The organism is Ralstonia flatus (genome assembly GCF_958439105.1).
Taxonomy (GTDB): domain Bacteria; phylum Pseudomonadota; class Gammaproteobacteria; order Burkholderiales; family Burkholderiaceae; genus Ralstonia; species Ralstonia flatus.
In genome coordinates, this window is the sequence record NZ_CAUDLI010000013.1 from 157,665 (window position 1) to 167,422 (window position 9,758).

At 58.6% G+C, this 9,758-nt stretch carries 11 protein-coding genes; 3 read left to right on the top strand and 8 right to left on the bottom strand.

The window, feature by feature from the left end:
• The gene (locus tag R2676_RS24210; RefSeq protein WP_012755717.1) at positions 1-1,158 is read right to left on the bottom strand and encodes a trans-sulfuration enzyme family protein; all 1,158 of its coding nucleotides are present in this window, start codon (positions 1,156-1,158) and stop codon (positions 1-3) included.
• A gap of 85 nt (positions 1,159-1,243) precedes the next feature.
• Between R2676_RS24210 and R2676_RS24215 the strand changes: the two genes are divergently transcribed.
• Positions 1,244-2,146 (top strand): LysR family transcriptional regulator, encoded by a 903-nt coding sequence (locus tag R2676_RS24215; protein WP_012755716.1) that lies wholly within the window; start codon positions 1,244-1,246, stop codon positions 2,144-2,146.
• A gap of 52 nt (positions 2,147-2,198) precedes the next feature.
• Here the strand turns inward: R2676_RS24215 and R2676_RS24220 are convergent, their stop codons facing one another.
• Entirely contained in the window at positions 2,199-2,606 is a 408-nt protein-coding gene (locus R2676_RS24220) for a hypothetical protein (RefSeq protein ID WP_012755715.1), read from the bottom strand.
• Between the two features lie 376 nt (positions 2,607-2,982).
• Here R2676_RS24220 and R2676_RS24225 point away from each other — a divergent pair, with 376 nt between their 5' ends.
• Complete coding sequence (locus tag R2676_RS24225) at positions 2,983-3,465, top strand: cupredoxin domain-containing protein (protein WP_012755714.1); 483 nt, start codon at positions 2,983-2,985, stop codon at positions 3,463-3,465.
• 150 nt (positions 3,466-3,615) lie between these two features.
• Here the strand turns inward: R2676_RS24225 and R2676_RS24230 are convergent, their stop codons facing one another.
• On the bottom strand, positions 3,616-3,960 hold the full coding sequence (locus tag R2676_RS24230; protein ID WP_021197777.1) for a CzcE family metal-binding protein: 345 nt from the start codon (positions 3,958-3,960) through the stop codon (positions 3,616-3,618).
• Between the two features lie 266 nt (positions 3,961-4,226).
• Between R2676_RS24230 and R2676_RS24235 the strand changes: the two genes are divergently transcribed.
• Positions 4,227-5,492 carry a hypothetical protein gene (locus R2676_RS24235; protein ID WP_012755713.1) on the top strand — a complete coding sequence of 422 codons (1,266 nt, stop codon included), beginning with the start codon at positions 4,227-4,229 and terminating at the stop codon, positions 5,490-5,492.
• A 390-nt stretch (positions 5,493-5,882) separates the two neighbouring features.
• Here the strand turns inward: R2676_RS24235 and R2676_RS24240 are convergent, their stop codons facing one another.
• The 5 genes from R2676_RS24240 to R2676_RS24260 all read right to left on the bottom strand — a co-directional run.
• The gene (locus R2676_RS24240; RefSeq protein WP_024977761.1) at positions 5,883-6,371 is read right to left on the bottom strand and encodes a DUF411 domain-containing protein; all 489 of its coding nucleotides are present in this window, start codon (positions 6,369-6,371) and stop codon (positions 5,883-5,885) included.
• Between the two features lie 33 nt (positions 6,372-6,404).
• Entirely contained in the window at positions 6,405-7,334 is a 930-nt protein-coding gene (copD, locus tag R2676_RS24245) for a copper homeostasis membrane protein CopD (RefSeq protein WP_012755711.1), read from the bottom strand.
• A gap of 4 nt (positions 7,335-7,338) precedes the next feature.
• A complete protein-coding gene (gene copC, locus R2676_RS24250; protein WP_012755710.1) occupies positions 7,339-7,725 on the bottom strand; it encodes a copper homeostasis periplasmic binding protein CopC in 387 nt (128 codons plus the stop codon).
• Positions 7,726-7,759: 34 nt separating this feature from the next.
• Positions 7,760-8,746: a copper resistance protein B gene (locus R2676_RS24255; protein ID WP_390889563.1), complete on the bottom strand. Its 987-nt coding sequence runs from the start codon at positions 8,744-8,746 to the stop codon at positions 7,760-7,762.
• Between the two features lie 298 nt (positions 8,747-9,044).
• The coding region (locus R2676_RS24260; RefSeq protein WP_316887540.1) for a multicopper oxidase domain-containing protein at positions 9,045-9,758 on the bottom strand (714 nt) is incomplete at its 5' end.

The window sequence follows — 9,758 nt, forward strand, 5'->3', positions numbered from 1 at the left end:
CTACGCTTGCCCATTCAACCTGGTAAACCCGGCCTCTAGGTCTGCATACAGGGGTTCCAACGGTTCAAGCCCGATATGCAGTCGCAGCGCATAGCGTCCTGGAGGCCATGGCTGCACGATGCGAGAGGCGGTGAGGTCTGCAATGGCAATCAGGCTGTCCGTGCCGCCCCAACTGGCACCGATCCGAAAATGCTTTAAGCCATCGAGCATGGCGCTGATGCGTTCAAGATCCTGGCTGTGCAAGAGAATGGTCAGCAAGCCGTTGCCGGAGCTGAAGTACCGCTTGAAGCGTTGATGCTGTGGATCTTCCGGGTGAGCGGGATGGACCAGCGAGGCGACCTCGCGGCGGCCACGCAGCCACTGCGTCAGGTCCAGCCCTCGTTGCGCGTGTTCGGCCAAGCGAACGGAAAGGGTGCGCAGGCCGCGCAGCACGAGGAATGCGTCATCCGACGAAACCCCGGTGCCAACACCCGATACAAACGTCTTGATCTGGCGGAACAAGCGTTCGCTACGCACGGTAATGGAACCCAAACAGACATCCGAGTGGCCCGCCGCGTACTTCGACAATGCGGTGCAGACGATGTCCACGCCATGCTCGAACATGGCGGAGTTGCCGAAGCCCCATGCGTTGTCCAGCATGACCAGCGCGCCGGCAGTGTGAGCCTCGCGGGAGATGGCGGCGATCTCCTGGATCTCCATCGTGAATGAGCCGGGCGATTCGAGCAGCACGAGTCGCGTGTTGCTTTGCAGGTGCGCGTCGATCGTCGCGGCATCGGCGGCAAAGTAGGTGACGGCAACACCGATTTTCCTGAGGACGCTGTTGCAGAACTCGCGCGTCGGCCCATACACGCAGTCGGCCACCAGGACGTGGTCGCCAGCAGACAGGAGAGCAAGCATGGGATGGGTCAGCGCGGCCAGCCCGGAGGGCACCAGCACGGTGCGGGATCCACCTTCGATGGAAGCAACTTCCGTCTCCAGGGCGCGGGTTGTCGGCGTCCCATACAACCCGTATGAGTAGCCGTCGAACAACTGGCCTTTACGCGCAAGGAACTGGGCCGTCGTGTCAAAAACCAGTGTCGAAGCTCGGTGCACCGGCACAGTGAGCGCACTGAAGCGTGGCGACGAGGTCATGAAGTTGGGTGTTGTATTCGGTGGCATGGTGTCTTCCTGATGACTGGCGAGTATCCTGCACTCGGTCTATTCTTTCCAATGCCAAGTTGACTCAAGTCAATTCAAAATCGATATGAACCACAGACAGATAGAGGCGTTCCGCGCGATCATGTTGACGGGCACGACTGCCCGCGCGGCTCAGTACATGCATACCTCGCAACCCGCGGTCAGCCGGTTGCTCGCCCAGCTCGAAGCAAGCCTGCAGATGCGCTTGTTTGAGCGAGAGCGTTCGCGGTTGCGAGCGACGCCGGAAGCGAAGCTGTGGTTTGCGGAAATTGAGCGTGCCTATGCCGGCCTGGATCATCTGCAGCAGTACGCGACTCAACTGCGCTCTGGATCAGGCGGAAGCATTGCCGTGGCTTGTTTGCCTGCTCTCGGCCTGGGTCTGATGCCAAGAATCATTGCCGCCTTGCGCAAGGACTTTCCTGATGTGCTGGTCCGATTCGAGATTGGCAGCTCCGTGCAGGTGCGTGATCAGGTCGCGCGAGGCCAGTGCGATATCGGCTTCGCCGCTGATGAGGTCGAACTCGAAGGATTGACCGCCACACCCATCGTGACAACCAACGCGGTGGTCGCGATGCCGGTCAACCATCCATTGGCACGCCAACGACGCGTGAAGCTCTCCGATCTATGCGATCACCCGTTCATCGCCCTGTCACGCCGGGATACGACGCGCCGTCAACTCGACGAGTTGCTGGCAGTGGACGGACGGACGTTGCGCTTGGCCTGCGAGACCCCCTACTCGATCACCGTCGCGTCGCTGGCGAAGAATGGCGTCGGCATTGGCCTTGTGAACCCGCTCGCATTGAGCGAGCTGGACGCGCGAGGCGCGGCGTTTCGCCCCTTGGACAAGAAGATCCGTTTCCGGACGCTGGCGTTGCAGGCGGCCAGTGTGCCTCTTTCGCTACCGGCACAGGCGTTTATGGCGCACGCTAGACGTATTCTCGCGGCGGCGGCAAAGGAGGCAGGCTCTTGAGGATTCACCCGGCCCAACTCGGACTGACGACGCTACCCCGTGAGCGCGCAGCCTATGGAGTAGTTGCGGATGCGGGAACAGCCGCTTGGTTGCAATCCTGGAGATTTATGTAGACGCGCGCGCCTTCGTGCAGCCCACCCCCTTGCGGCAGCGGCACGATGACATGGCGTTGGTGTGGTCCGCTGTAAAGAAACTTGCCGTGGGTCGGCCCAAAGATGAACTGCACATAGGCAAAGCGTGCCGTGCTGCTCTGGTCTGCAAGCGAGCACATTGCCTCCACAGGGGCCATGTCGGCGAGCGTGCCGGTTCTTACGATCACGCCTAGCCGCCAGCCTTCGGCGTACTCATATTTGCCTTCGTAAGCAGTTGTGCAGCCACTGACCATCGCCGCCAGTGCCAGCGCGCTGCACGCCCGCAAAACGTACCCGCCTTCAGTAATCACGGGATATCTGATTGACATTACGCGCTCCGCTTCAGCTCATCACCGACGATCAAGCTTGAAGACCGGGATCTGCACGCCTAGCCGCCCCGTCCGAAAGAAAGCTTGGTCTTCGCTGTGCCCCCTCTTTCTCGAGCGGATTTTCTCCCAGCGCAACTGGCGAGCTTCAACCAGCACGCGTCTCATTGCAATTGATGTTGCCCCTGCTGATGGGTAACTGCCGATCGACGGGCGAGTGTTCCAAGATCTATCATTGATGCCACGGGCCGAGTTTTTGTCGCCAAGCCAACGCGATTCGGTAGAGGCGGGCCCCGTTTTGGCGAACGGCTTCCGCCCACCCCGCGGCAACGTCGAGCCGCACCAAGTATTTCAACCGCTTTCCAAAAGGGAGAGGCTCATGAACAGGTTTTCTCGCTCCATCCTAGCACTGAGTTTTGCGCCCCTAGCCGCCTTTGGTGCGGCGAATCAACTCGAAGGTCTCGGTTCCAATTCCAGCGAACCCGCGCCGAAGGCAGGCCAGCCTGGAGATCCTCAAAAGGTGACGCGTACCATCAATGTGACTATGAGCGATGACATGCGTTTCCAACCGACCACGCTCACCGTCAAAGTGGGGGAGACTGTGCGCTTCGTTGTCGAGAACATTGGCAAAGTACACCATGAACTGGTGATCGGCACCGCTGCCGACTTAAAGGAGCATGCCGAGATGATGCGCAAGATGCCGGAGATGAGCCACCACACTATTGGAAAGCATCTCGCGCTCGAGCCTGGCCAACAAGGAGCACTCATTTGGCGATTCGATGAACCCGGCATGGTTGATTTTGCTTGCCTTGTACCAGGGCATTACGAAGCCGGAATGATCGGAAAGATTGTGGTCAAGTAGGGGAAAGCGACAACATTCGATACTCGTCAATCGAGGTCTCGCTCTCGTCAAGCTAAAATCGGCATGTCATCCCAAGAATGTGAACCACATGAAGCGGAGGTTGTAGCCGCGCGCCATCTTGCGGCGCTTCGCCTTTCCCATCGCGACCGATTATCCTGCCCTGTAAAGATTGCTCCGCTCAATAAAAATCGCGATGCCCTTTGCCTCAGGAATATCAGGAAAGATCGAGCCCATATCGATTGGTTGGCCACCTCCGATTGTTGGGGCCGTGAACATCCAGCCAATTTCCTTTTCCCCAATCCGGAAAGCAACTGTTTCACCAGTGTACACATGCACGTATCTGATGCGTGGAGTCAAAATAATTGTTCGGCTCGCATGTGCAATTGCGACTGGATGCCCAAACTGCGCTGGCGTCGTAGCGACGGATGTACACCCAGACGCGAAACCTAGCAGCAAGAGCATGAGGGCGCTTTGGAGGGCCCGCATGAGGTTCATGACGTGCTCCGCACAAATGCTGAGAATGCATCCATGCTGCTAAATTCTACGTTGTAGACGACGACAGCACCCTGTCGCTGCGATTACAGTTTTGTTAACAAGCACTGCGTTTGTCGCAATCCTGGCACCTTTTTTTCGTGGATGGCACGCGGAGATTGGCGGTGAATAGGTCGCTTTAACTCTGTCGAATCAGCATTGAAACGGTGCCGGAAAGTACATACACTGTCCCGATCGGACAGTGCCACGATAAAAATAGTGGATTTTGCATGACCGATTTAACAAGAACGCTCATTGAGCGATGGAAGCCTGACAGAGACGGAACTTTCCAGACGTGGTTTCTCTGGCCCGAGCGCCTCAAGAATTTCCGCTCCATCCGGCGTGGCATTAGTACGGTGGTCAACGAGATCCAGGCTGGGACATTTGGCAACGCCTATCGCGGATCCTCTCTCGAAACCGTGGTCTCCGCGATTGCCGAGCAGCGCCAAATCTTCAAGGGGGCGGACCACGCATTCCTCTGGAAACCCAAGTTGCGTATTCCGGACATCTACGAGAACGCAGATCATCAGCGAGCGTTCGCCAGACTGCTGCATACGTGCAATTGCTGCGATACCGAGCAAGAGGTAGTTCAAGCGATTCAGCAGTTGAACCGGCACGGCATCAAGGGGCTGGGCCCAGCCGTTGCCAACCTGCTGTATTTCATCCACCCAACTTTGGCGGTTCCCTTCAACACTGCGATCGTCAATGGATACAACGCGCTGACGGGCTCTCGTGTCAAGCTCGGCAAATGGGACCACTACTTGGCCATGCGCGAGGGCGTGCTGTCCCTGAATGGACGCTACCGCGACCTGCTGTCCAATGACCTGGGTGCGATTGCCGGACTGCTGTTCGATATCGGAATGGAGCGCTATCCAGCTCCGCCGCAAGAGGGTGGCGCTACCACGATTGCTGAGTGGGAGAAGGATCTGGCTAAGGCCCGCGAGGAAGCAGCCTCCTTCGCCAAGCAACTTCAAGCAGGCCGAACCGACGATGCCTCTCATACAGAGGTGCAAGGCTGGTTGCGCGATCTTGGCAAGGCATTGGGCTTCGCGGTCTGGGTGGCGACCAACGACCGCAGCCGCCCCTACAATGGCGGCGTGCTCAGCGAGGGCTGCCTGGCAACATTGCCGAATTCACTTTTGGTTTCAGGCGCTGACACCGTGCCTCTCATCGATGTCGTCTGGCTGAACGCTGTCTCGCTGGAAGTGGAAGCTGCCTTCGAGGTCGAACACACCACATCCATCTACTCGGGCATCGTACGACTGCTAGATCTGGCTTTGGGCACAGATCAAGCGACAAGGAAACACCTATTCCTGGTGGCTCCAGATGCCAGAGAGGCGGACGTGCGCGCCCAACTCGCACGTCCCGCTTTCCGCAGGGTTGCAGAACTAGGCATTCGCTATGTTCCCTATACCAGTCTCACCGAACACCGAGATAGCATTGCGCGTTTTGGCGTGGGGATCAAGCCGATCGAAGCTATCGCTCGAACGCTGTAGTCAGCGGCGAGAAACACGGCGAATTCCTAGCGGTGCGTGACACAAGGCACCCTGGAACCTGCGGCAGATCATGGGTTCCCAGAGCTTCGTCGCAAAGCGCGTCGACGTGGTTTCTTACTACGGCGGCCATGAATAGCGGCACGCGCGTCTGCGTGCCGTCTTACGCCATGTTTGCGGCGCAGGTACCAAGCGAAACCCACTAGGAGAACAATCCATGTGACGAAGACGAGAGCCATTGCCGCGAGTACATCGGCAGGCAGGTCGGCCACCGACATGTTCCTCATGACCGCTCCTGGTGAGCCAACCAGTGATTGCGTCGGTGTATCGCCAGATTTGTTGGCCACATACATGGTGAACCCATCGTTTTCACGGCCAACGTCTTCTATTCGTTCAGCTGTACGCTTGGAACACAGTGGATGTCCCATCCAAACCGATCAGTAATACGTTGTACGGCATACGTCGATTACCGTACGCCGGACCGTCCATGCCAGGCGCACCGATGGGCATGCTGGGGACCGCCAGCCCGATTGCCTTAGGGCGTTCCCGCAATAGGCGCTTGATCTCGCGCGCAGGCACATGGCCTTCCACGGCATAGCCCTGCACGGCTGCCGTATGGCACGAGGCGTAGCGATCGGGAATGCCTGTCTTGCGTCGAGCCTCGACGGTGTCTTCGACGTCGTGTGTGACTACATCGAATCCGTTGTCCCGCAGGTGGGACAACCAATCCTTGCAGCATCCACAACCCGGCGTCTTCCAAACTTGGAATGTAGGCTTTGGCTCAGACTTCTGCGCCAAAGCTATGGCAGGCAAGAGAGCCAGGCCGACCATCAGAGATCGCCTAGACGCGGATATAGACTGCGAGTTCAATGGCGTTGTCATGGAGCGTTGAATGGCTACACGAAAATGACGGAATTAGGTCCCAGGCGGAGAAAGCACCCCGAGCCACGCAACCAAAGCAAGTATCACGACGGCGAGGCTGGCCTCCGTGAGCAGGCTGCGGCGCAGTGTCATGACTGCGCCAGCGTGGTCGCCGCTGCGCATTGCGATTTCAAGTTGCGGACTCAACAGGTAACGGTTGGCTGCCGCCAGCCCGAGCATAAGCCCAAACAGTGCCAACTTGGCCAACAACAGGACGCCGTATGCCGAAGTGGCCAACCCGTCGATTGTTGGGCCCACGATCAACAGATAGTTGACGACGCCCGTTGCGAGCAGCGTGGCGACAATCAATGTCCCAAGACGGGCGAAGCCGTTGGACGTGTGGTTGAGGATTTCCACCGACTCCAATGAAGCCGCCTGCTGCGCCCGCGCAAGCAACACAAACGCTGTCAGCGATCCAACCCATGCACCCGCGGCTAACAAGTGGGCGATGTCGGCCGTGATGTGGACGTATCCACGCGAACCGTCGTGCATCGCGCCATGCCCTGCCCAGGCCACTGTTGCCAGCGCTACCGCCCCCAGAACAGCAAAGATATCAAAGTGCAGAGTTGGCATCCTACGCACACACATGACGATGATTAAACAAGCCGCCAGGGCTGCGATACGAACCAACCACCCAATGCCAACCGCAGTGCTACTCAGCATCATGCCGAAGACGTGGCTGCTCAACTCCGCGTATTCGGCGGCTCCGGTCATCGCTTTGGCCGTCACTACGATACTCCAGAGAGACAGCACAATACCGGAAGCTGCGGCGACGCCAATGGCGCAGACATACCGGCGCGCAATCGCTGAGCTCCGATGATCGGGGCGCAAGGCGTAAGCACCGAACAGCGAGACTCCAAACAGGATCGTCAGATCCACGTACAGCGCAAAGCGCAGGGCGATATTGAGCCAGTCGTCTGCCATAACTTTACTTCACCTTGAACGAGAAGTTTCCCGTCATCGGGTGCGTATCCGACGAGACAGCACGCCATTCGACCTTGTAGGTTCCCGTCATCAGCGGCTGTGCGGGCGTGATGACCATCGTCTTGGGGTCATCGTCGGCGGCGACCTTCGCGGCGACTTTCATGGCGTCGTGACTGGACATGCCAGGCATCTCCGTCATAACGAGATTAGCCCCCGAGAATTGCGTCGAGAGATTTTCCGAGAACTTAAGCTCGATCTTTGCCGGCGCGGCGACTTCCGCTTTGTCAGCAGGCGTCGAAGACAGCAGCTTAGGATGCGCGAATGCGGCCGTGCTGGCGAAAATGGCCGATGCCGCGACAGCGATGCTTGCGATGTAACGAGGGGTCAACATGTCAATACCTCCTGGTGGTGTAAATAGAGAATGGCTAGTACCAAACACGCAGGCCTGCCACAAATCGGGTCTCACCGCTTCGGCCGCCATCTGCCCGAATCATGTTGGCGGTGTTGCCAAAAGTCTGATACCGCTCGACGCCGATGTAAGGCGCGAATTGCCGACTGAACTCGTAACGCAAACGCAATCCGACGCTAGCGCTGGACAGGCCGCTGCCGATCTCCAAAGCCGGATCATTCTTTCCGTAGAGGTTCGCCTCCACGCGCGGTTGTAGGATAAGGCGCTGAGTCAGCAGCAACTCATACTCCGTGGACAACCGCAGGGCGGTACGACCACTGTTACCAACGTATGCAGTGGCCTGGATGTTGAACCAGTATGGCGCCAGACCTTGCACACCGAAAGCCGCCCAGTTCCGCGCTGGACGCCCCGAGCCAACGTCATTGCGAATCCCAAGCTGGGTGTCCCAGAACGTCGTGATCGCATGCCCCCATAGCAACTCGGTACGCGCCTCCTCGAGTCGACCTTTTTTCACATCGCCTTCCGCCTTCAGCACGACCTTGTCGTAAGTGCTTCCGTACCACGCTTGCGCTTCGTAAGAAGCGGCGTTGGAGTTGGGGCCGCGTACCCACTCCAGGCGATCAATCAAGAACGATCCAAAATTGTGCTCATCGGCCATCATGAGCTGGCGGGTATTGCCCAGCGCGAACTTTCCGACACCCAACTGATATCCACCCGAGTATGCATTCGGATCCCGCGCATCAGGAGGCGGTGAGCCGCCTTGCATTTGCATCGAACCATGATCCATACCCTGCATTGAGCCCTGATCCATACCCTGCATTGAGCCCTGGTCCATACCCTGCATTGAGCCCTGGTCCATACCCTGCATTGAGCCCTGGTCCATACCCTGCATCGAGCCATGGTCCATACCCTGCATCGAGCCATGGTCCATACCCTGCATCGAGCCATGGTCCATGCCCTGCTTCGAGCCATGGTCCATGCCCTGCTTCGAGCCATGGTCCATGCCCTGCATCGAGCCATGGTCCATGCCCTGCATCGAGCCATGGTCCATGCCCTGCATCGAGCCATGGTCCATACCCTGCATCGAGCCATGGTCCATGCCCTGCTTCGAGCCATGGTCCATGCCCTGCATCGAGCCATGGGCAGTCGGCCGAGTGCTGGCGCCCGAGCTTGGCGCCATGGCGTCGTAGGTAGCTGTAGATTCCTGTGCCGACGCGGCGTTGATGCCGACAACGGCCAAGGCAACTGCCAATGCTGTCTTAACGTGCTTATGCGTGGTCATTTGACTTGTCGATCCGGGCTTAGGCGACGATCACTTCACGGAACATACCTGCATCCATATGCAGCATGAGATGGCAATGCCAAGCCCATCGTCCCAGAGCGTCAGCCGTGACAAGGAAGCTAACGCGCTGCGCGGGCTGCACCGGAATCGTGTGCCTGCGCGCCAAGAATGTACCGTCCGGCGCCTCGAGTTCGCTCCACATCCCATGCATGTGCATCGGGTGCGTCATCATCGTATCGTTGTGAAGGATGACGCGAAGACGCTCCCCATAGCGGAAATGGACGGGGGTTGATTTGCCGAACTCAACGCCGTCGAGCGACCATGCGTAGCGCTCCATGTTGCCGGTCAAATGCAACTCCACCTCGCGCTGCGGGCTGCGGGCGTCCATGGGGCCGCCGATCGTATGCATGTCCTGCAGGACCAGCACGCGTCGCCCATTGTTGCGCAGCCCAATGCCGGGATCGTCGAGGTTTGTCCGCGCCATATCGACATGCATGTCGGTGCTTGGACCGTACTCTGTTCGCGCATGACGGGCCTTCTTGCTCGGCACCTTCAAGGAGTTTGCGACGTTGCCCTGCATCGTTCCATGCTGGCTGTGGTCCATGACCATGGCGCCATGGTCCATCCCAGACATCCCAGACATCCCAGACATCCCAGACATCCCAGACATCCCAGACATCCCAGACATCCCAGACATCCCAGACATCCCAGACATCCCAGACATCCCAGACAT

What these genes read in the sequence shown, in the direction of transcription:
- R2676_RS24255 (WP_390889563.1), bottom strand. Translation starts at nt 8,746, where the DNA reads ATGGACCATGGCTCGAAGCAGGGCATGGACCATGGCTCGAAGCAGGGC.
- R2676_RS24240 (WP_024977761.1), bottom strand. Translation starts at nt 6,371, where the DNA reads ATGACAACGCCATTGAACTCGCAGTCTATATCCGCGTCTAGGCGATCT.
- R2676_RS24225 (WP_012755714.1), top strand. Translation starts at nt 2,983, where the DNA reads ATGAACAGGTTTTCTCGCTCCATCCTAGCACTGAGTTTTGCGCCCCTA.
- R2676_RS24210 (WP_012755717.1), bottom strand. Translation starts at nt 1,158, where the DNA reads ATGCCACCGAATACAACACCCAACTTCATGACCTCGTCGCCACGCTTC.
- R2676_RS24230 (WP_021197777.1), bottom strand. Translation starts at nt 3,960, where the DNA reads ATGAACCTCATGCGGGCCCTCCAAAGCGCCCTCATGCTCTTGCTGCTA.
- copC (WP_012755710.1), bottom strand. Translation starts at nt 7,725, where the DNA reads ATGTTGACCCCTCGTTACATCGCAAGCATCGCTGTCGCGGCATCGGCC.
- R2676_RS24220 (WP_012755715.1), bottom strand. Translation starts at nt 2,606, where the DNA reads ATGTCAATCAGATATCCCGTGATTACTGAAGGCGGGTACGTTTTGCGG.
- R2676_RS24235 (WP_012755713.1), top strand. Translation starts at nt 4,227, where the DNA reads ATGACCGATTTAACAAGAACGCTCATTGAGCGATGGAAGCCTGACAGA.
- R2676_RS24215 (WP_012755716.1), top strand. Translation starts at nt 1,244, where the DNA reads ATGAACCACAGACAGATAGAGGCGTTCCGCGCGATCATGTTGACGGGC.
- copD (WP_012755711.1), bottom strand. Translation starts at nt 7,334, where the DNA reads ATGGCAGACGACTGGCTCAATATCGCCCTGCGCTTTGCGCTGTACGTG.